The organism is Maribacter halichondriae (genome assembly GCF_027474825.1).
Classification (GTDB): Bacteria; Bacteroidota; Bacteroidia; order Flavobacteriales; family Flavobacteriaceae; genus Meishania; species Meishania halichondriae.
The window spans coordinates 33,964-55,683 of the sequence record NZ_CP107030.1 but is presented as its reverse complement, the minus strand read 5'-3'; the positions used below and the strand labels follow the sequence as shown (position 1 = coordinate 55,683).

Genomic DNA, 21,720 nt, shown 5'->3' with positions numbered 1-21,720 from the left:
GTTCGTTTAAGATTCCAAAAGTAGTATTATTTAAACTTTGGCTCGAAAGATTAAACAAAATGTTTACTTTGGTCGCGTATTTGGTTCGCATCATTTTATTGGTGATGGGATTAAAAGGGAATCCAGTGATTTGAAGTACGAGGTACGATTAACGAAGAAGAATTCTAAAATCGTACCAGGTAGGTCAAAAATTCTGGAACTGTTCCCGCAACTGTAAGCTAAGTCCGCCAGCTGGCGGATGGTTACCATTTTCTTCGAATACCACTGCTTGTGCCAAATTTATTTTGGCATCTGTCGATTTAGGGTTTAGGCCTAATTCGGCAGATTCTGAAACAAGTTCAGGACAGGCGGGAAGGTCGATGGTAGTACGCAAGTCAGGAGACCTGCCAATTCAAACAAATCATGTTAAACTTTCGGGATAAAAGTTTACGTATGTGTACAGACATACTATTCTCCCGTTTATTAAATTAAACGAAATGAGCAAAAAGTTTTTAGGCCTTTGCGCCAGTGTACTGTTATGCACTAATGCTGCTGCTCAGCAGCAAAACGACACCACGAAAATTCAATTATTGGATGAAGTCGTAGTAAGTGATTCGCGTTTTGAACTGAAGCGTGAAAATTCGGGCAAGACCGTCATCAAGATTTCTTCGGAAGAGCTTGAAAGAAATCAAGGTAGGTCCATAGCCGAGATCATCAACACCAAAAGCGGCATCGAAATTGCCGGAAGCCGGGGTAGGGAAGGAACCATTTTGGGAGTTTTTGCCCGGGGTGGACGGGGTCGCCAGGTTTTGGTGCTTATCGATGGCGTTCGTGTAAGCGACCCATCATCCTCTTCTCAGGAATACGATCTTCGGTTACTTTCGGCGACTAATATCGAATCCATCGAAATCATAAAAGGGGCTGCGAGTACGCTTTATGGCACGAACGCTGCAACTGCGGTCATCAATATCAAGACGAAAAATGCGTCGCCCGAAAAGGTCAAATTGAATTTTCAGACCAGTCGGGGTACGAACCAAACCAGTGAAGACCAGAACTATGATCTTGCGAGAGCTTACAACGGAGTCAATCTTAGCGGAACCTTGAATAAATTGAATTATCAGATTGCTTTTGCAAATCGATATTCAGAAGGATTATCCGCCTTGATAACCCCTGAAAATCTTGAAGATGTATTTTCGACCTTTAGTACCGACATTAAATTAGGATATCGATTTTCAGACTCCTTTACCATCAATGTTTATGGAAATCAAACGAAGCTAAGAACCGATTATGACGAATCGTTCGGTCCAACGGATGCGCCTTATGTGTTTAAAAGTGAACAGAAGCGGGCCGGATTATCCTCAGAATTCAAGTATACGAACGGGGCGTTGCACCTCAATACTGGATATGCGGACTATGACTCTGAAAATATCAGTGCCTTTCCGAGTTCTTTCAAAGGAGATAATTTTACCGCAGATCTTTACAATAAGCTAAGTATCAACAGTCAATTTCATACTATAATCGGCCTGAACTATATTAAGGACAGAACGGAATTTGACACAGAAAAAGAGTTTGCCATTCTCGATTCGTATGTTAATATGGTCTATGTGTCCGATTTTGGGTTCAACCTCAATATCGGCGGTCGTTTGAACAACCATTCGGAATATGGGAATCACTTTGTGTATAATGTGAATCCTTCATATTGCTTCGAAACGCAAAACGGTTATCTTAAATTTCTAGGCTCGTATGCCACCTCCTATATCACACCTTCGTTGACCCAATTGTTCGGTAGATTTGGGGCGAATCCTGATTTGGAACCTGAGAAAAATAGAACGCTCGAAGGCGGATTTGAATTTGCGATACAACAAAAACTAAGGTTCAGTGGTATTTATTTTAATAGGAAGGAGGAAAACGCAGTAATCTACAATAATCAAACCGGACAATATTCGAATGCCGTTTCGAATATTGATGCCCAAGGGGTCGAGTTAGAGTTCGTTTGGAATCCATTGGATAAGATAAATATTTCAGGTAATTATACATTTACCGAGCGCAAGGGGGATGCCGCCATTCGAATACCTAAGCACAAAATAAACGCAGGTTTGGTATATGAACTTTCGGAAAAAACCAATGCGTCTTTGAACTATGCGCTTACCGGAACGCGTTTTGACACCGATTTTACAACCTTTGAAAATATAGCCTTACCAAATTATTCTTTGGTCGACTTTTATGTGGAACATCAGTTGCTTTCCAAGAGATTGAAGCTCTTTTTTGCCATGTCTAATGTGTTCAATGAAGATTATACCGAAATCATTGGTTTTACCACAAGAGGGAGAAATGTAAGGGCGGGGTTGAACCTGACCTTATAACAATAAAAAGCCCGAACGAATACGATTCGTTCGGGCTTTTAAAATTCATAACTCTTACTGAAAGTTAATATTCAAAGGCTTGTCCAAGACCATATTGTCTTTCATCGGGGTAAACATTTTTGAACTGGTCATCACATTGGCGGGCATGCTAACGGTAAAATCTCTTTTACTCGAAACGCCGGTAATCTCTTGAATGGCACGGGCCAATAAAGGTTCGTTCTGGTCACCCAAGACACCAAGGTTTTCTAAATCTTCTTGAAGTTCGATATTGGGCTCCAATCCATTTGTATAGTCCGAGAACCCGTCTGCATTTTCATTTCGCCCTACAAGTGGCTGTATGGCCCATTGGTTATTTGAATTGATATTAGACTCCCTATCGGGATTGAAAATATAACTTCCCTGCGCATCGTCTACCATCGTAATCGAAAATTCATTTTTCCCCCGTGTGGTTTCACCAATATGGATTACATTCATATACGGGGCAAGACCGTTCATCACCAATTCACTTGCCGAGGCCGAACTGCCCGTAGCAATGACATAAACCTGGTTCAAGTTTAAAGCATTTAAAGGAGTGCCATCATTAGTCTTGTCTGCAAAATAATCTTCCAATTGCTCATCACTGAATTGAGATTGAACTTTGGAATTCCAACGTTGTCTCAAAAAGAGATTACTGGTATTTGTACCGTAAATCATACTCGATAACAATCTAGCCGAGTTTACCGAACCACCTGGATTGTATCTTAGGTCTAATACAAGGTTTGTAACTCCGGCAGCCTTTAAATCACCAATGGCATTGTTAAGGTCTTCATCATATTCGTTGGTAAAACCGTTGTAGACCAGATAGCCGATTATTTCACCGTTGACATCAAAAGACTTAGAAAGAAAGACTGGGTTCTCTGCCAAATTCGGTTGTTTGGTCAAGGTAACTTCCTTCTCATTAGGCGTAACCGTATTATTAGTAATATCGGCCATGTTCAAAGTGTAGGTATCTTCGTCACCGAACAAAAGATCTTGGTAGTTGTTAATGTCCAAAGTTGTACCATTAACACCGGTGAAAAGTTCGCCTCGGCTGATGTCTTTTATGGAAGCATCCGAATCGGGTACAATGTATCTCACATAACCGAAAAGCTCATCGTTCCCCTGAAAACGAACCAATCCGAATTCAAGGCCGTTACTTTTTGAAATTCCCGAAAGTGCTTGTGTAAGTTCTTTATAATCTTCGGAGTAAAAACTGAAACGATCTTCGTTAAAGAGAAGGCGGTTGTCAAAAAAGGCCGCCGGATCATCTTCAGAAGCCAAAAACTCTTCATAGGCTTGATTACCCTCGGTTGTATCGGCAAATTTATTATCTGCTAAATTTGCGACATCATCTTGCCAAAAATACCATAAATTCATGGCCCTCCACATAAAATCTTGAACGGTCAAATCGGCAGAGGGTCCGGGTGGAATAGTGTTGTCATCCTTTTTGCAAGCGGCAAAAAGTAGTCCCATAGTGAGGAACAACAAGAAATTTTTTTTCATTGGAGCAATTTTTAATGAGTTTTTAATGCATAAAATGTATTCGACAACTGGTGAAGCTTTGGAACGCCCATATCGTAGTCGTTTTTTTTAATTGAATATTACAATAGCACACCCAATCAATTATCGTTCCGAATTGTTAGATATAAAAGATAGGGGGCAATACCTAAACTCTAAACGTATGTACGTAAAGTTTTAGTCTTTGGTTGCTAAAATAAATTAAAAAAGGCGTAGAAAAGGTAAGCTTTAACCTATTATTATGTTTTGCTGAGAGAGGATTTTGGAATTTTGGACTTCAAAAAATCTGATAGTATGGCCAAGTCAAATCATAAAGAACGGATTTTTGGGAATAATTTAGCCTTGGCGATTTATCGCCAAGGCTAAATGAAACCTTATTACATGAAGAATAATAAAATTTTACGAATTTGCTATATGGAATCCGAATTCGTTTTAAAAATTTTACTGTTCCGATGCGGCATTTCCCTTTATTTTTAAACCGATTGCACTTTTGTCTACGATCAATCTATCAGCAAAGGGCTTTTGTAATTTTGAACTTGTAACGAGGTCTACGGGCATTTCCGGGATGAAGCCACGTTTGGTGGTAGACCCTGTAATCTCAGCGATTGCCCTTGCAAATAGAGGTTCTTCGGGATCTCCGAGTATGCCTAGATTGATGATATCCTCGGCGAGTTCAATATCTGGAACCAATCCACTTGAATAGTCCGAAAAACCATCTGAATTTTCCGCCGTCACGATAATGGGTTGAATGGCCCATTGATTGTTAGGATTGATTTCACCTTCTCGATCTGGGTTATAGAAATTTCCGTTTTCAGGGTCGTCAACGAAGGTATTGGATCCTTGGTTTTTTCCGACCGTTGTAGTACCAATATGGACGACATCAATGTAGGGTTCCAAGCCGACCATAACCAGTTCACTGGCCGAAGCCGACCTATTGGTGGCCAAAACATAGACCTTGTTAAGGTTGAGCGTGTTTAAGGGAGTATCAGAATTACCATGAATGGTACCCGTCGTGGTCAGAAAATAATTCAAGAAGTCATCAGGTTCCAATTGTGCCTCGATCTTGGCATTGTATTTATCCTTGTAAAAAATTTCACTTGCACTCCTTCCGGATATGAGACTAGCCAATACTGCCGAGGTATGTGACGAACCACCTAGGTTATATCGCAAGTCGAGCACCAAATCGGTAACTCCGGCTGAGACGAATTCTCCAAAAGCTTGATTAAGTGCTTCCCCAGAACCACCCACGAATTGGTTGTACATCAGATAACCTATTTTAGCCCCACCTTGATCAACTATATTCGTAACAAGAATCGGGTCTTCCTCCAATCCTTCCATTTTGGTCAGAACGATTTCTTTGCCATTGGGCACTAAAGTATTGTCTTCAACATCGGCCATATTCAGCGTATAGGTGTCCTCATCGCCGAATAATAGATCGATATAATTGTCAAGGTTCAGACTCGTGCCGTTCACCCCTACGAAAATATCACCTCGCTGAATGTCTTTGGTAGAAGCATCGGAGTCTTTAACAATGTAGTTCACGAACCCAAGAACGTCATCACCCGAGCCGTACAATGACAGTCCAAATTCTAGACCGTTGCTTTTTGTAATACCAGCAAAAAGATTTACAAGGTCTTTATAGTTTTCACTGTAACCACTAAATCTATCTGCCGAAAAAAGGAGTTTGTTTTCAAAGAACTTCCCGGGATCTGGTTCGGCGGCAAGAAACTCCAAATACGCGGCCTCACCTTCATCGGTCTCTGGAAATCGGGTATCCGCCAAATCGGGCATCTCACCCTGCCAAAGATAATAGGCGTTCATGGTCTGCCACATAAAATTCTGAACAATGACCGTTGCCGGATCGATTGATTCTGGTTCCGGTTCTGGTTCCGGTTCCGCCTCCGGTTCTGGCTCTGGTACTTGCGTTACAGGTTTTATAAACGGCTCATCATCGCTTTTTTTACACGAATTGAATACAAGCCCGACGGCAAGGAACAATAACAAATACTTTTTCATAATTTTTATTTTTTTGTGGTTTCACTTGACCTAAGGTAACGGTATGCCAAATATTGGGATATTTAGGGGTTTAATCTTCCTATTCAAATAGCTATCATTGCAACCAAGGCGGAACAATTTAGTTAATAAGCGATGAAAAAAAAATTATTTGTAACAAAATTCGTTGTATATCGTCTTCCTTATGTAACCGAATAAAGACGGTTTACAAACAACAATCAAAAAATGAATCAGGCGGATTTTCTGAACATAGTGATGCCTTTTAAGGACAAATTGTACCGATTGGCCAAAAGATTACTGGTATCGACCGAAGAAGCGGAGGACGCCACTCAAGAGATATTGCTCAAATTGTGGTCGAAGAACAAAGTAATGGAGAGCTATAATAATGTGGAGGCCTTTGCCATGACGATGACAAAAAACTTTTGTCTTGATAGGTTAAAGTCGAAACAGGCAAGCAATTTAACACTGGTGCATAGTAATTATAGTGATGGAAATAGTTCACTACAAAGCCAGGTAGAGGCAAAAGATAGTATAAATTGGGTAGAGAGAATCATGGAAGAGCTGCCCGAACAACAAAAAATGGTGCTTCAATTACGTGATGTCGAAGAATATGATTTTGACGAAATCGGGGCTCTTTTAGATATGAAACCCACAGCAATACGTGTCGCACTTTCCCGGGCACGAAAAACAGTACGGGAAAAATTAATGCAAAAACATAGTTATGGAATTGGATAACATAGAAAAATTATTGGAAAAGTATTTTGAGGCCACCACTACGGTCGCCGAAGAAGAAACCTTGCGAACGTATTTCTCACAAGAAAGTGTAGCGACACATCTAGAGCAGTATGCACCGATGTTTCAATATTTTTCAAAGGCCAAAGAAGAACGGTATACGAAGCAGGTAGCACTAAAACCTAGAAGAAACTATACGAAGTGGTTATCCGTTGCGGCAGTAGCAGTTCTATTGTTTGGCATCTATTTTGGTAATGATTACCGAGAACAGCAGCTAGCCGAAAAAGAGAAGGCGGCATATGCTTATCAACAAACAAAGATGGCATTAGATCTTCTCGCCGAGAATTTTAGCAAAGGCACTGAAAAAGTAGCTTATTTAAAAGAGTTTGAAGAAACAAAACAAAAAATTTATAACAATAATTAATATTAGAAATCATGAAAAAACCCCTCATAGTAATATTACTCGCAATTTTGCCCTTTACCGGGTTTGGACAATCCTTATTCGACAAATATGAAGATTTAGATAATGTGAGTGCCGTAGTGGTAAACAAAAGCATGTTCAACCTTTTGAGCAAAATAGATGTAGAAGTCGATGATCCTGAAGCAAAGGATTTTATGGATATCGCACAAAGCCTAAACAATCTTAAAGTTTTTATAACGGAGGATAAAAAGATTTCGGCCGATATGAAGGCTTCGGTAGATAGCTACCTCAAATCAGCGAAACTTGAAGAGCTGATGCGCGTCAAGGATAAAGATGCCAATGTGAAGTTTTACATTCGGGAAGGTAAAGACTCCGATCATGTAAGCGAATTGCTCATGTTCGTGACCGGATTAAAAGATTCGGGTGTCGATGTCGATGTCAATGGTAGAAAGTTCGAAACCGTACTACTTTCTCTGACAGGAAATATCGATTTGAACAAGATAGGTTCTTTAACAAAAAAAATGAACCTTCCTGACGATTTGAATAAAGCCGGAAAAAAGAATTAACAAAAAGTGATGAACGGGTAGTTCATGTAAAGTACTGCCCGTTCTAAATATTCATCAAAATCAACAACCTGTCTGCTGCCAGCAGGTCAAAAAACGAACAATCATGAAAAAAGTATTAGTAGTTCTCGCCCTTATTCCATTCTTTGGATTTTCACAATCGATCTTCGATAAGTTCGAAGACATGAATGACGTTGCCTCGGTAACGATAAATAGCAGTATGATTCGTCTTGCGGGAAATCTTGCGGCTCTTGATGATGACGATCAAGATGCACAAGATTTTAAGGATATAGCACATAGTCTAGACGGACTCAAAGTATTCATTACCCAAAACGCCGATGTTGCGGAAGATATGGGTGCCACGGTAAAGAAGTATCTTAAATCTTCTTCTTTAGAAGAATTGATGCGCATAAAGGATAAAGACACCAATGTTAAATTCTATATCAAACAAGGGAGCGATGAGGACCATGTCAGCGAGCTATTGATGTTCGTTTCAGGAATCAGTGACAGTGACATCGATATCAACGGGAGAAAATTCGAAAGTGTTCTGGTGTCGATGACCGGTGATATCGATTTGAACAAAATAGGATCTTTGACCAAAAAAATGGACCTCCCCCATGATCTTAACAAGGCAGGAAAAAAAGGAGATCGCTAAAAGCGGAATATTATAACATAAAATAAGAAAATGAAAACACTAAAATCCATTATATATGTATTCGTAGTCTTGGCATTCACTGCCTGTTCTTCAACGCAGAGTTTACAAGAATACTACGTCGATAACTCAGAGAATCCGAACTTTCTTAAGTTGGACGTTCCGACGAGTGTCCTCAATCTTGAAAAGGCTGATTTGACCGATACGCAAAGAGATGCCTTGGGGTCATTGAAAAAGTTGAATATTCTGGCCTTTAAAAAGACCAATGACAATGCTGCGGATTTCAAAATCGAAAAGGCCAATGTAAAAGCGATACTTTCGGACAATAAGTTCATACAACTTATGAAAATGAATACGAGCTACGGAAGGGCGACCATCAAATATTTAGGCACCGAGGATGCCATTGATGAAGTCATCATTTACGGCGATAGTGATGAAAAAGGTTTTGCTTTGATTCGTGTTTTGGGCGACAATATGAATCCCGCGCATATGATGCAATTGCTTCAAGCTATTGAAAAATCGGATTATGACGGGGAGGGATTAAAAGATTTGGGCAAGCTTTTTCAAGGATAAATTTTAATAACCTAGTATACTAAATCCTGTTTCGAAAATCTTCGAAACAGGATTTTTTTGTTATCACGACATTAAATTTACCATTGACTTTTGAATCCTCTTACTTTTTTAATTCCTAATCCTTATATTGAGCGGACTATAAACAAACTACTCACATTAAACATTAGTATTATGGAAGACGCACAAGTATGGATGAACAAAGGAATTGACTTTGTCGTAGAATATGGCCCTAAAGTCATCGGAGCCATTCTGATTTACATCATAGGCTCATGGGTAATCAAAAAATTGGTGAAACTCGTTCGAAAGGGAATGACCGCCCAAGAGTATGACAAATCGTTGCAAAGGTTCTTGTTAAGTCTTGTAAAATGGGCATTGACCATCTTTTTGATAATTACCGTAATTTCAACATTAGGTGTTGAGACTACAAGCTTTGCCGCTCTTATTGCCGCTGCGGGTTTAGCAATTGGTCTGGCACTTCAGGGGTCATTGTCCAATTTTGCGGGTGGCGTACTTATTATCATATTCAAACCTTATAAAATCGATGATTTAATCGAAGCTCAAGGTGTCTTAGGTTCAGTCAAGGAAATCGAGATTTTTACCACGAAATTGATTACGCCTGAAAATAAATTGGCGATTATTCCAAATGGTGCCATGGCCAACGGAAACATCATAAACTACACCGAAGAAGGAAAAATGCGTGTCGACACCACCATCGGAATCGGTTATGACGAGGATATCAAAAAGGCCAAGGAAGTTTTGTTGGAAGTTTTGACATCGAACCCAAAAGTACTTCAAGACCCAGCGCCCTCTGTAAATGTATCTGAACTGGCGGACAGCTCGGTCAATTTTGCAGTACGGCCATTTTGTAAACCTGAGGATTATTGGGATGTTTATTTCGGAACCTTGGAAGGTTGTAAATTGGCCCTTGATAAGGCGGGAATCGAGATCCCGTACCCACATTCCGTGGAAATTCACAAAGGGGAGGATTAATATTAAAGGCATTTTTCCGAAGAATAAAAAGAACTCCAACAGCTTTCAAAACTGTTGGAGTTCTTTTTTATATCCCTGTATAGTTGCTCGGCGTGATAGCCTTCAACTCATTTTTGATAGCATCCGAAACTTCTAAAGTATCGATAAAATTAGCGATCGACTGTTGATTGATCTTATCATTGGTCCGGGTCAATCCTTTTAAGGCCTCATACGGATTCGGATAACCTTCCCTTCGCAAAATCGTCTGAATGGCCTCGGCGACAACGGCCCAATTATTTTCAAGATCTTGTTCGAATTTTTCTTTGTTGAGCAATAATTTGTTCAATCCTTTAAGAGTAGATTGAAAGGCGAGAATTGTATGCGCAAAGGGAACACCAACATTTCTAAGCACTGTGCTATCGGTAAGGTCACGTTGCAACCTAGATACCGGAAGCTTTGCGGAAAGATGTTCGAAAAGGGCATTGGCGATGCCTAGGTTTCCTTCCGAATTTTCAAAATCTATCGGATTGACCTTGTGCGGCATGGCCGAAGAACCGACCTCTCCTTCTTTGATACGTTGTTTAAAATAATCCATAGAAACATAAGTCCAGAAATCCCTATCTAAATCAAGGATTATGGTGTTGATTCTTTTTAACGTATCGAAGAGAGCGGCCATATGGTCGTAATGTTCGATTTGCGTGGTTGGAAACGAGTGATACAATCCTAGGTCATGAACGAAATTCTGACCGAATTCTTTCCAATCGATCTCTGGATAGGCCACCTGATGCGCATTATAATTGCCCGTAGCGCCACCAAATTTTGCAGCACTAGGTATGTCGTTCAACAGGTTGAACTGTTCCTTCAATCGCTGTACAAAAACCTCGACTTCCTTGCCCAACCGGGTAGGGGAGGCCGGTTGCCCATGCGTACGGGCCAGCATTGGAATATCTGCCCATTCATCGGCCATGGTCTGCAACTTTTTGAGGACTTCTTGGTATTGCGGCACATATACTTCGTTCATCGCCTCCTTGATGGAAAGGGGAACCGCCGTATTATTAATATCCTGTGAGGTCAGACCAAAATGAATGAACTCTTTGAACTGTGAAATCCCCATTTTATCAAAAGCCGATTTGATAAAATATTCTACGGCCTTTACATCATGATTGGTGGTTTTTTCAATTTCCTTTATTTCTTCGGCATCTTTGGCGTCAAAATTTTTGTAGATATCGCGCAGGGTCTCGAACTTTGAGCTATCAAATTCTTGCAATTGTGGTAACGGAATCTGACAAAGCGCGATAAAATATTCAACTTCGATCCGAACCCGATATTTGATCAACGCCTCTTCCGAAAAAAAAGATGCCAAACTAGCGGTTTTACTTCGATAACGCCCATCAACAGGGGAAATAGCATTCAACGGATTTAGAGACATCTGCGACAGGAATTGGTTTTTATTGGAAGCGGCAAAGATACTTATTCGAATGGGAGTTTAAAAGTATATAGTTGGGAAGTTCAAGTTCAAGTACAAACTTAAGTTCAAAAGTTTATAAGTTTATTGGGTTATGAGTTTATATGGTTTGAAAAGAGCTTTCTTCCATTACTGATTACTGATTACTGATTACTGATTACTGATTACTGATTACTGATTACTGATTACTGCAATTGCAAACTGTTCACTTAATTTTAGCCAGGGTCATTCTAGCCCTAGCTTTATATGCTGCGCTTCCATTGGCATAATTCAGCTCCAAGACCATTTTGAGTTCGGGCAATATCCAGTCGAACTTTCTTCCCAAAAGCAAAAGCGAGGTCATTGAATAGGCCTGTGCCGCAACTTTATGATCGCCTATCAGCCAGTCAAAGCATGCGGTGGCGATTCGTTCTAAATGTCCCCCGTTCAGTTTGCCCTGCACCGGATTCGGTTTTTTCGAAAAATATGCTTTGACCAAAATTTCGCAGATTTTCGCTATTGGCCTAACGGATGAGTGAAGTTTCACATCTCCCAATCTCGTTGTAAAATCTTCCAAATGAGAGAAAATATAAGATGGTTTTTGCTTAACGACAAATTCAAGAACCCAACAGGCCCGACTTGATATTGGATCGTCATTGGTCATTGCAATGTCAACCAGGTGTTTCATTACCTTGGGGTTGTCCAAGACCAATGCCGCCATTTCGGTTCGCTTTTTTCGAGTGGCATCAACGTAATTTAGATCCTCGTATAATTCCGTTCTGGTCAAAAATTGTAATTTAGCGGTGCCTCAAATTTAAAATAATGAAAATACTAAAAAAAGTATGGTTGGCCTTATTGGTCATCTTTGTACTTATGCAGTTCTATCGCCCTGAAAAGAATATTGCCCAAGGCGAACATACCGCGACTTTCCTTGCGGAAACAAATCCGCCTCCCAATGTAAAGGCCATTTTAGTACAAACTTGTTACGATTGCCATAGCAATAATACGGTATACCCTTGGTACGATAATATTGCCCCCGTATCGTATTGGTTGTCCGATCATATCAAGCACGGAAAAGGCCATTTGAATTTTTCTGAATGGGAAGCGTATGATACCAAAAAGAAAGACCACAAATTAGAGGAAGTGATAGAAATGGTAGAATCTGGTGAGATGCCGCTAAAAGAGTATACTTGGACACATGAAAAAGCTCAACTTACCACTGAGCAACGTGATGCGATAATCGAATGGGCAAAGCGTTCTAGGGCGCTGTACCAATTAGATCAGCAACCAGAATAGGAAGCCCGTTTACTGCAGTTTCGGTGATTATCTTAAGGTCGTTGTAGTCACCGGCCGCAACATTAGGCCTTGGGTCGACGAAATAAATTGGAGTCCCTAGTCCTACAAAATTAATTAAACCAGCCGCTGGGTAAACCTGCATGGAGGTGCCGACAATAATCAAAATATTGGCCGTTGCCGTAATTTCTATGGCACTTTGTAAGAAGGGGACTTGTTCGCCGAACCAGACAATATGTGGTCGAAGTTGATGACCATTTTCGCTCAAATCGCCCAAGTTCAAATCTGACTTCCAATCGATAACAAAGTCTTCACTTCTTGTACAGCGGGCCTTTAGAAGTTCGCCATGCAAATGGGTTACATGATTACTTCCCGCCTGTTCATGAAGATTGTCTACGTTTTGGGTAATAATTGAAACATCGAAATACCTTTCAAGTTCAACAAGTGCTAGATGTGCTTTATTGGGAGAGACACTTGCAAGCTGTCTCCTACGTTGATTATAGAACTCAAGCACCAATTCAGGATTTTCAAAAAAACTCTGTGGAGAAGCCACTTGCATAACATCATGGCCTTCCCAAAGGCCATCTGCGTCCCTAAAGGTTTTAAGACCACTTTCTGCGCTGATGCCCGCTCCAGTAAGTACGACGATTTTCTTCATTGATGTCATAAAAATAGACTTTTTATTATATTCGATTTATGGATGACGAACGACTCTTGTCATATCTTGAAGATTTTATCACACCTGAACGCAAAGCTCGTTTTATTGAGGTGTTGGAGCAGCGAACAAAATTCATCACGGTCGCTATAGAAGATGTTTTTCAATTGCACAATACCAGCGCGGTCATACGAAGTTGTGAAGTATTTGGCATACAGGAAGCCCATGTCATTGAAAATCGGTTTGGCAAAAGATTGGATAAGAACATAGCCATGGGAGCTCAACAATGGGTAGATATGCATGGTTATAAAAACACTACCGATTGTATTCAAAATCTTAGACAAAATGGCTATAAAATCGTCGCGACCACCCCTAAGGAAAATGCCTGTGCGGTGGAAGATTTCAATCTCAGCGAAAAAACAGCACTTTTTTTGGCACCGAAAAAGAAGGACTTAGCCAAGAAGTTCTAGAACAAGCGGATGCCTCCTTAAGAATACCAATGGTCGGTTTTACCGAAAGTTTGAATATTTCGGTCTCTGCTGCAATTCTCCTGCACCATATATCAACAGAACTCAGAAAGACCGATTTACCGTGGCAATTGGCTGATTGTGAAAAACTGGATAAAAGACTTGAGTGGACTAAAAAGTCAATCCGGAGTATCGATGACGTTTTGGCAAGATATTTTAAGGAACATTAGCTTTTTTTATTATATTTAGATACAACTAACTAATTGATAAACAAATGGCTACACTACTTTACATTCTGTTGGGTATTATTGTTTTGATTCTTTTTTTAGCAATAATCGCCCCAAAAACGTACGATGTCTCACGCTCCATTGAAATCGACCGATCGAAGGGCGAAGTCTTTAACTATTTAAAATATCTCAAGAATATGGACGAATGGTCTCCGTGGGCGAAGAAAGATCCCGATATGGAAAAGAAGTTCACAGGTACCGATGGTGAATCTGGTGCCGTTAGCTACTGGAACGGAAACAAAGATGTTGGCGAAGGAGAACAGGAAATCAAGAAAGTAGTGGACGGTGAGCGAATCGAATCTGAGCTTCGATTTTTAAAACCTTGGAAATCTACGTCGGATTGTTATACCAAAGTGGCAGATGTGGGTAGTGGAAAAACCAAGGTGACTTGGGGTTTTTCGGGAAACAATAAATTCCCGATGAGTATTATGACATTATTCATGAGTATGGATAAAATGGTAGGCAAAGATTTTGAAGAGGGCTTGGCGACCCTAAAAACGGTATTAGAAAAATAATAATTGGAATAGTATGGTAGGATGGTTTGAAATTCCCGTCTCGAATATGGATCGTGCAAAGAAGTTCTATGAATCCGTTTTCGATATTAAAATCGGCATTCATAATTTAGGAGGATTTATAATGGGGTGGTTTCCTATGGATTCTGAAAAATCAGGTGCCACAGGTTCTTTGGTACAACATGAAATGTACAAACCAAGCTTGACCGATGGCCCATTGATTTATTTTTCCTGTAAAGATGTCGCCAACGAGTTAAGTAGGGTTGAACCTTCAGGAGGCACCATTATGCAGGCTAAGACCGAAATTGGTGGAGGACATGGTTATATGGCCTTGATGAAAGATACCGAAGGAAACCGTATTGCACTACACTCAAATAAGTAAGAGGTTGGGTTGGTAGTGTAGCGCCTTACTGCGCTAGTTCTAAAAGAGCGATATCGTAATCGTTCTCAAGAATTACTTTTCCATTTTTCACCTCGACTTCGGTTTCAGAGTAGGTGTCATACAATTTTGTACCATCCCCAAAAAAACCTTTGACCCAAAGTGATTTTTTTCCTTTGGGCAAATCGAGGCCTACCACGACCTTATCCTTATAATCTCCATCTGCGTAGGTTCTACTAAAAACATAGGGTTTTTTGCCCAGTCTTTTGTGTTTTCCAGCACCGATAGCGAGATGTTCTTGTCTAAATTTCCCCAGTTTTTGCCAGTGCGATAATACCTTCTTCGTTTTATCGTTTTGGGCAATGTCTTCCCAATTCATGAACGAGCGAAGTGTAGCGTCACCTGTGGTTCCCTCGATAATCAAAGGTCTGGCAGACTCATCCCCATAGTATATTTGGGAAGCCCCTGGGGTAAGCAATAATATATTCGCTGATTTTATTGAATCTGTCCGCTCCATGTCGTAAGGCTGCATATCATCGTGGGAAGTCAAATAATTCAGAACACTTTTACCATTTAATTTTGTATTCAGCAGGTCACTATACTTTCTAAAGATCGTTTCATAGTCATTTTTGGCATCGTTCTTTAGTTCGAAGTTGATAAGGCTCTTGAATCCGTGGTCGAAATAGTCTACTTTTTTATCCCCGAAATCATATTCCCTTCCGCCTGAAATACCATATCCATAAACCTCGCCGACCATATAGAATGGATTGTCGTCCAAAACTTCGTTCGGATGTTTCTTTTTCCACGTTTCAAAGGCGTAAGCTGCCTCTTTGTAAAGCTCGGCCCAGGTATGTTCATCGGCATGTTTTACCGTATCTACCCGAAAACCATCGATACCAAAATCGTTTACATAATCCGTTAGCCATTTGATAATATAGAAACGGGGCGCCCTAGGATACCCGGTTCGTTCAAAGAACAATTGCAGTTCATCCAATTCATTGCTCAGCCTTCCTTCTTCCTTCCATTTTGCCAATAGGGGGTCGGGCAATTCAACAGGTTCGTTCGATTCGGTCAAAATATCCGGCAAATTGACCAATGTGCAACTGGTATTGTTTTCATAATTCGTAAAATCACAGCGCGCGGTCGAACGCACCCATTCGTCAGGCCAAAGAGGATCTATGTCGGTTTCTGGCCCTGTATGGTTTACGACCACATCCATCAAAATGCGTATTCCATTTTTGTGGGCGGTTTTCACCAAGTTCTCCAAGTCTTTCTTTGTACCGAAGTTTGGGTCAAGAGCCGTCCAGTCCTTGGTCCAATAACCGTGGTACCCATAGGTGTCTTCAGACTCTTTGTCGACTCCATGAATTTGCTCTACTACCGGCGTGAACCAAATTGCATTTATGCCTAGATCAGAAAAGTATCCATCTTCGATTTTCTGGGTTATTCCCTCAATATCACCGCCCATGAACCCTCTCAGAATTCCTGTAGTATCCGTTCTTTCGAAGTTTACGTCGTTATCGGGGTTTCCGTTGTTAAAACGATCGGTTAGCAAGAAATAGATATTGGCTCCTTCCCAAACGAAGGGTATCTGCTTTTTTGTAGCTTCAGAATCGATTTCCTGTCTTTGCGCGTTCTCTTTCACAGGTTCTTTTTTTCTTCCCTACATCCAAAAAAACATAGGAAAATTGTAACGGCAACAAGCAGTTTTTTCATCTTCGACTATTTTGGCTAAAGCTATAAAATGCAGATGGAAATAGAAAATTTTATTTCCTACTATTAAGCATACTAAACATAGGCTTGATTACCTAGGGGCGAGTGCCACCCGGTTTAATACCTTAAGATTTTGACTCGGTAATCGAGATTTATTTGCTCTAACTCCTGCCCGCCTTCACCTAGCCATTTTGGCGGACGAAGGCGTCGAAATCAAACAATAAATTTTCTTTCAATGCCTCGCTGGCATGCCCTTAGGTAGTTTACTTGTAGAGACTTACTACTTTCGGTTCAACACTTTAAACTCTTCGTAACAGCTACTAATGGCATCGAGAATCTGAAGGTCGTTTGCGGTGGTAATGAACGACTTCGAATAATTGCAGTTATTGAGAATATCCTCGATGTCGACCTTTTCGATTTGGAGCAGTTCGATCAAGGTCTCTCGGTCGAATTTTGAGGCAAGCAGGTTTCGAATCTCATCATCCTCCTTCATTTTGCGTAACTTGTTCATTTGATTTGGCTTTCTGCCAAATAGGTTACGCAACAAATCTGCTGGATTTAGAATGGCCCCCAAGACTTTTGTTACCGCACTAGGGCTTTTGTTACCTGCCTCATACCCTACATTCAAACCAGAAATACTGTACTGGTACGAATCATTGACGACCAGGTTTTTTACATCGATTTCGAGATATCCGGTCAGTTGATAAGGTCGAACGACAACTTCTTCGAGGGCATAGGCCAATTCGGTCAGGGCTATTTTAGTGTCCTTGAACTTGAACATGTCGTTGGTTACCTTAATTTTTTGGGGTTTAAAACCCAAGAAGGTCATATACAGGGTATCGTTTACGGCAGCGGTGATAGCGAATTCCCCTTTTGCGTTGGTGATGGTACCGATAACCTGGTTGAGGTTCAACACGTGAACACTCTCCATGGGTTCATTGGTCTGGGCATTGATTACGGTAGCACTGATTTTTTCATCTGGTGCCTCATCATCTTGTGAAAAACCGATAAAGGCCAATAGCGCGAAAAGGAGCGTAAAATAATTCTTCATTAAATTCTAATCGACGTTAAAGGTACTAAACAAAGCAAAAAAAATACGCCGGAGCGTATTTTTAATATAGAATTAACCAAAAACTTGTCAAGAAACCCTTCTACGTTAAAAGAAGTCGCTTCTTTTTTTGCTTCTTCGTTTTCCGGAATGGCTGGCATTGTCTTTTGATGTGCTTCGATCCCGTCCTTTACTGCGACCTCTATCTTTTCCGCCGCGACCTTTATCTTTAAATCTTCTGCCACGATTTGCTCCACCGCCGCCTGAACCGCCGGGCGTCTTGGAAACCTCGACATTGACAAACCGTCCGTCAACTTTGAACTCGGTAAATGTAGATAGTACCTTCTCAGTATCGGAAGCCTCAGTATTGAAAAAGGAAAAACTCTCCTTTACGTCTACTTTATAAATAGCGTCTCGGCCCAGATCCAAGGTGTCCTTTAAAAAATCTTTTAACGACATCCAATCATAACCATCTTTTTCACCAACATTGATGAAATAGCGTACCGAGCCGTCTGAACTATTTTCACCTCTTGATCTTTCACCACCACGTTCTCCGCGACCAATGTCCACAGAATTTAAGTCCTGTGCTTTATTGTAATAGTTAAAGAAACGGGTGAATTCGACCGAAACAATTTTTTTAATCAGTTCTTCACGGTCGATGCCCTGAAGTACGTCATTAATTGCAGGAAGATAATTCTCGACATCCTCGTTTATCTTGGTGTCCTTTATTTTATTTGCCAAATGGTATAGCTGTATTTCACAGATTTCCATTCCCGTAGGAATCTTTTTGGCCACGAACTGTTGCTTTATCTTATTTTCAATGGATTTAATTTTACGCAGTTCGCTTCGTGTAACGATAACCATTGAAATTCCTGATTTTCCGGCCCTGCCCGTACGTCCACTGCGATGTGTATAAGTCTCGATTTCGTCGGGAAGCTGGTAATTGATTACATGTGTGATATCATCAACATCGATGCCCCTAGCCGCCACATCGGTAGCCACCAGCATTTGAATCTGCTTTTTGCGAAAGGCGTTCATGACCATGTCCCTTTGGTTTTGGCTTAGATCTCCATGAAGTGCTCCCGCGTTGTACCCATCTTCGATCAATTTTTCCGCTACCTTTTGGGTATCCCGTTTTGTTCTGCAAAAAATCACCGAGAATATATCCGGATTGGTATCTGCCAACCTTTTTAAAGCAGGATAACGATCTCTTCCGCCGACCACATAATATTCGTGTTGCACGGTATCGACACCTGAGTTTTTTGCCCCAACGGTTATTTCCTGAGGGGAATGCATGAATTTTTTGGCGATGACCGATACTTCCTTGGGCATGGTGGCAGAGAACAACCAAGTTGATTTTTCCTCTGGGGTATTCGAAAGTATGTCCTTTATATCCTCAAAAAAGCCCATATTGAGCATTTCATCGGCCTCGTCCAGAATACAATAATCGATTTTTGAAATATCGACCAATCGGCGACCGATCATATCTTTCATCCGACCGGGCGTGGCAACGATGATCTGTGCCCCTCGCTTGATCTGGCGTGCTTGATCGGTAATACTTGCTCCACCGTAGATTGCAACTACATTTATATTCTTTTCATATTTGCTGTAGAGCTGCAATTCGTTTGTAATCTGTAAACATAGTTCACGGGTAGGGGAGAGTATCAACCCTTGTGTCGTTCGGCTATTGCTATCGATTTTTTGAATCAACGGAAAACCGAAGGCAGCGGTCTTTCCGGTACCTGTTTGGGCGAGTGCGACCAGATCGGTCTCGCCTTCTAATAAAATAGGGATTGCTTTTTCCTGTACTTCCGAAGGGGTTTCAAAACCCATGTCGGAAACAGCATCTAGTAGGGACTTTTGTAGCCCTAGTGCTTCAAACTTTGTCATTTGTGTTATAATTAATCGCTAATAGGTGTGTTGCATAGAGCGATTATCGAAATATAACCCAGTGGACTCAGCGCAACACCTGCCATACTGGCGGCGTTATTGAAGCGGCAAAGATACTGTTAATTATTGACATGTGGATAAAGGGTTGTTTAGTGGGCAGTTGGCAGTAATCAGTAATCATTTGGCAGTGGGCTGTAAGCAGTGAACAGATGGCGGTAAACAATAAACAGTTGGAAGAAGTTGATAAATCATTAATTGAAAAGTTTATTTCTCTTACAATTTTCAAACTTAATCATCTTAGAACCCTAATTCAGATGGTTTGGGTACAGACGGAAAAGTCAAATTCAAAGATCTAGAAATCGGTTACTTCGTATTTCGGAAGTGAAATTGAGAAGTCAACCCTTATGGTGCGAGCATATACCCATAGACTGACATTAATATGCCAATAATTCCAAACAATATCATTAAAGTAATAAATGCCTTTTGCAGTTTTGGGTTGTCATAGATAATGATGCAGACTGCACCAAGTACAATACTGATTTGGAAGAACAACATGCCCAGATCGAATTTTTTTGTAGAGGTGTCATATTCATCCGCAAGTTGTTCCCATTCTTTGACGCCGACGATTTTGCCCATTTCCCCATCCAAATCTTGCGCCCATTCGGCTTTTGCAATGTTTGCGGAACCCACTAATATTTCGGTCTTCTCGGCGCCATATTTTTCGATTAGTCGTTTTGTTTCCTGTATTTGTTCGTTGACTACAAACTGTTTTTCGTCGGCAATCATTCCGGTATTCAGTAACGTCTGTAAGTAATCGAGTTCACCTTCCTTAAGGCTTTCTTTTATGCTTTTGGATTGATACCAACTAGAATAGTTGACTACTTTGTTATGGGCGATCAACATCTCTTCTTCCAACTCGCCATTTACCATTTGCGATATGGCCATAAGGGCCGCAAAGAAGGCAATAAGTACCCCGCCGACGGCCTCAGCACGTTCAGAGGCTACCGATACCTCGACCATATCATTGTTACCTTGGTTTGTGTTTTGTAGTTCTTCTTTGGACATTAACCTATAGTTTTTAAATAATAAATCAGTTTTTCCATAGCCTTGCCTCGATGCCCGATTTCATTCTTAACGGATAAGGGCAATTGGGCAAATGTTCTGTCATACCCATTAGGTTTGAAAATGGGATCGTAACCGAAACCTTTTTCTCCCATTTGTTCATGTTCAATGAGACCATCGACAACGCCTTCGAACGTTACATAGCTTCCGTTGAGGTTCAATGCTATTACAGTTTTAAATTGGGCGTTACGATTGTTTTCGTTTTCCAATGCCAAAAGCAACTTGGCCATGTTGGCTTCGGCGTTTTTATCAATGCCAGCATAACGAGCGGAGTACACCCCAGGTGCTCCGTTCAAGGTTTCTACTAGAAGTCCCGTATCATCTGAGAAACAGTTATAACCATAAGTTTTAGTAACAAAATCAGCTTTGATCTTGGCATTTTCGACCAAGGTTTTTCCGGTTTCCGGTATTTCCGCTTGACATCCGATATCGTCTAACGACAAAAGTTCGATAGAATCAGGTAGTAATGATCGTACCTCTTGAAGTTTGTTATTGTTGTGAGTAGCGAATACCAGTTGCATCGAATAGTGAAAGTTATGTGCGGTACTGTTTCAAAAGTAGTAATTTTATCCCATGGAGTTAAAATTACCACCTATCGTTATACTTTTTGCATTTGCGGGCGGCATGTATGTGCTAGATCGCTTTTTACCTTTCGGTGATTTCGATTTTTTCGGAAGAATCTATTTGAAAGGTTTTCTGTTGATCAGCGCCGTTGTGGTTAGTGTTATTCCATTGCTACAGTTTTTCAAATCGAAAACCACAGCAGATCCTACCAAACCTGATAAGGCATCAAGCTTGGTAACTGGTGGAATTTATGCGTTTACCAGAAACCCGATGTACTTGGCCATGTTACTGCTGCTTTTGGCATGGGGGCTAAATTTAGGCAATGCATTTAACGTACTACTGGCCGCGGGTTTTGTTGGGTATATGAACCGTTTTCAGATTGTGCCCGAAGAGCAGGCGTTACTGCAAATTTTTGGAAAGGAATACCAACAATACCTTGTCAAGGTAAGAAGATGGTTTTAAGGGAAACAGATAAGTTCGATGTATAGGTTTGATTGCCCTAAAATATGAGATTTCTATCAAAATCATGGATTTTGGTGGTAGGG

Annotated in this window: 21 protein-coding genes, 1 pseudogene and 1 riboswitch; of the genes and pseudogenes, 12 read left to right on the top strand and 10 right to left on the bottom strand. The window is 40.8% G+C overall.

Going from position 1 to position 21,720, the window contains the following annotated elements; all coding sequences use genetic code 11:
• The first annotated feature begins 64 nt into the window (after window positions 1-64).
• Window positions 65-405: riboswitch (cobalamin riboswitch) on the top strand.
• A gap of 71 nt (window positions 406-476) precedes the next feature.
• Window positions 477-2,342, top strand: coding sequence for a TonB-dependent receptor plug domain-containing protein (locus N8A86_RS00285; protein ID WP_273567245.1), 1,866 nt, complete (start codon window positions 477-479; stop codon window positions 2,340-2,342).
• A 54-nt stretch (window positions 2,343-2,396) separates the two neighbouring features.
• Here the strand turns inward: N8A86_RS00285 and N8A86_RS00280 are convergent, their stop codons facing one another.
• Window positions 2,397-3,863, bottom strand: a complete 1,467-nt coding sequence (locus tag N8A86_RS00280) for a S41 family peptidase (RefSeq protein ID WP_273567244.1) — start codon at window positions 3,861-3,863, stop codon at window positions 2,397-2,399.
• 456 nt (window positions 3,864-4,319) lie between these two features.
• Window positions 4,320-5,894 carry a S41 family peptidase gene (locus N8A86_RS00275; protein WP_273567243.1) on the bottom strand — a complete coding sequence of 525 codons (1,575 nt, stop codon included), beginning with the start codon at window positions 5,892-5,894 and terminating at the stop codon, window positions 4,320-4,322.
• A 222-nt stretch (window positions 5,895-6,116) separates the two neighbouring features.
• Between N8A86_RS00275 and N8A86_RS00270 the strand changes: the two genes are divergently transcribed.
• From N8A86_RS00270 to N8A86_RS00245, 6 genes are all read left to right on the top strand, one after another.
• Entirely contained in the window at window positions 6,117-6,626 is a 510-nt protein-coding gene (locus N8A86_RS00270) for an RNA polymerase sigma factor (protein WP_273567242.1), read from the top strand.
• Window positions 6,613-7,047, top strand: a complete 435-nt coding sequence (locus N8A86_RS00265) for a hypothetical protein (RefSeq protein WP_273567241.1) — start codon at window positions 6,613-6,615, stop codon at window positions 7,045-7,047. Before N8A86_RS00270 ends, N8A86_RS00265 begins: the two co-directional genes overlap by 14 nt.
• 11 nt (window positions 7,048-7,058) lie before the next feature.
• On the top strand, window positions 7,059-7,610 hold the full coding sequence (locus N8A86_RS00260; protein ID WP_273567240.1) for a DUF4252 domain-containing protein: 552 nt from the start codon (window positions 7,059-7,061) through the stop codon (window positions 7,608-7,610).
• Window positions 7,611-7,713: 103 nt separating this feature from the next.
• Window positions 7,714-8,262 (top strand): DUF4252 domain-containing protein, encoded by a 549-nt coding sequence (locus N8A86_RS00255; protein ID WP_273567239.1) that lies wholly within the window; start codon window positions 7,714-7,716, stop codon window positions 8,260-8,262.
• Between the two features lie 30 nt (window positions 8,263-8,292).
• Window positions 8,293-8,832, top strand: a complete 540-nt coding sequence (locus N8A86_RS00250) for a DUF4252 domain-containing protein (protein WP_273567238.1) — start codon at window positions 8,293-8,295, stop codon at window positions 8,830-8,832.
• 171 nt (window positions 8,833-9,003) lie between these two features.
• Entirely contained in the window at window positions 9,004-9,822 is an 819-nt protein-coding gene (locus N8A86_RS00245) for a mechanosensitive ion channel family protein (protein ID WP_273567237.1), read from the top strand.
• Window positions 9,823-9,889: 67 nt separating this feature from the next.
• Here N8A86_RS00245 and purB read toward each other — a convergent pair whose 3' ends face one another.
• Entirely contained in the window at window positions 9,890-11,230 is a 1,341-nt protein-coding gene (gene purB / locus N8A86_RS00240) for an adenylosuccinate lyase (protein WP_273567236.1), read from the bottom strand.
• A 241-nt stretch (window positions 11,231-11,471) separates the two neighbouring features.
• Window positions 11,472-12,032 (bottom strand): adenylosuccinate lyase, encoded by a 561-nt coding sequence (locus N8A86_RS00235; RefSeq protein WP_273567235.1) that lies wholly within the window; start codon window positions 12,030-12,032, stop codon window positions 11,472-11,474.
• A gap of 35 nt (window positions 12,033-12,067) precedes the next feature.
• Between N8A86_RS00235 and N8A86_RS00230 the strand changes: the two genes are divergently transcribed.
• Window positions 12,068-12,541 (top strand): heme-binding domain-containing protein, encoded by a 474-nt coding sequence (locus tag N8A86_RS00230; RefSeq protein WP_273567234.1) that lies wholly within the window; start codon window positions 12,068-12,070, stop codon window positions 12,539-12,541.
• On the opposite strand, the gene N8A86_RS00225 is transcribed toward N8A86_RS00230, so the two are convergent.
• Window positions 12,504-13,196, bottom strand: coding sequence for an SIR2 family NAD-dependent protein deacylase (locus tag N8A86_RS00225; protein ID WP_273569117.1), 693 nt, complete (start codon window positions 13,194-13,196; stop codon window positions 12,504-12,506). The two genes, N8A86_RS00230 and N8A86_RS00225, sit on opposite strands and share 38 nt — an antisense overlap.
• A 38-nt stretch (window positions 13,197-13,234) precedes the next feature.
• On the opposite strand from N8A86_RS00225, the pseudogene N8A86_RS00220 reads away from it, so the two are divergent.
• From N8A86_RS00220 to N8A86_RS00210, 3 genes and pseudogenes are all read left to right on the top strand, one after another.
• Window positions 13,235-13,890: pseudogene (locus N8A86_RS00220) on the top strand (TrmH family RNA methyltransferase).
• A 44-nt stretch (window positions 13,891-13,934) separates the two neighbouring features.
• A complete protein-coding gene (locus tag N8A86_RS00215) occupies window positions 13,935-14,462 on the top strand; it encodes an SRPBCC family protein (protein WP_273567233.1) in 528 nt (175 codons plus the stop codon).
• Between the two features lie 13 nt (window positions 14,463-14,475).
• Window positions 14,476-14,841, top strand: a complete 366-nt coding sequence (locus N8A86_RS00210) for a VOC family protein (RefSeq protein ID WP_273567232.1) — start codon at window positions 14,476-14,478, stop codon at window positions 14,839-14,841.
• Between the two features lie 25 nt (window positions 14,842-14,866).
• Here the strand turns inward: N8A86_RS00210 and N8A86_RS00205 are convergent, their stop codons facing one another.
• The 5 genes from N8A86_RS00205 to N8A86_RS00185 form a co-directional block, all read right to left on the bottom strand.
• Window positions 14,867-16,483 (bottom strand): alpha-amylase family glycosyl hydrolase, encoded by a 1,617-nt coding sequence (locus N8A86_RS00205; RefSeq protein ID WP_430682173.1) that lies wholly within the window; start codon window positions 16,481-16,483, stop codon window positions 14,867-14,869.
• A gap of 348 nt (window positions 16,484-16,831) precedes the next feature.
• Window positions 16,832-17,602 carry a carboxypeptidase-like regulatory domain-containing protein gene (locus tag N8A86_RS00200; RefSeq protein ID WP_273567231.1) on the bottom strand — a complete coding sequence of 257 codons (771 nt, stop codon included), beginning with the start codon at window positions 17,600-17,602 and terminating at the stop codon, window positions 16,832-16,834.
• Window positions 17,603-17,707: 105 nt separating this feature from the next.
• Window positions 17,708-19,489: a DEAD/DEAH box helicase gene (locus N8A86_RS00195; RefSeq protein WP_273567230.1), complete on the bottom strand. Its 1,782-nt coding sequence runs from the start codon at window positions 19,487-19,489 to the stop codon at window positions 17,708-17,710.
• Window positions 19,490-19,891: 402 nt separating this feature from the next.
• Complete coding sequence (locus tag N8A86_RS00190; RefSeq protein ID WP_273567229.1) at window positions 19,892-20,554, bottom strand: DUF4337 domain-containing protein; 663 nt, start codon at window positions 20,552-20,554, stop codon at window positions 19,892-19,894.
• A complete protein-coding gene (locus N8A86_RS00185; protein ID WP_273567228.1) occupies window positions 20,554-21,132 on the bottom strand; it encodes a non-canonical purine NTP diphosphatase in 579 nt (192 codons plus the stop codon). The genes N8A86_RS00190 and N8A86_RS00185 overlap by 1 nt, the downstream gene beginning before the upstream one ends.
• 52 nt (window positions 21,133-21,184) lie before the next feature.
• On the opposite strand from N8A86_RS00185, the gene N8A86_RS00180 reads away from it, so the two are divergent.
• Window positions 21,185-21,637, top strand: a complete 453-nt coding sequence (locus N8A86_RS00180; RefSeq protein WP_273567227.1) for a methyltransferase family protein — start codon at window positions 21,185-21,187, stop codon at window positions 21,635-21,637.
• Window positions 21,638-21,720 lie beyond the last annotated feature (83 nt).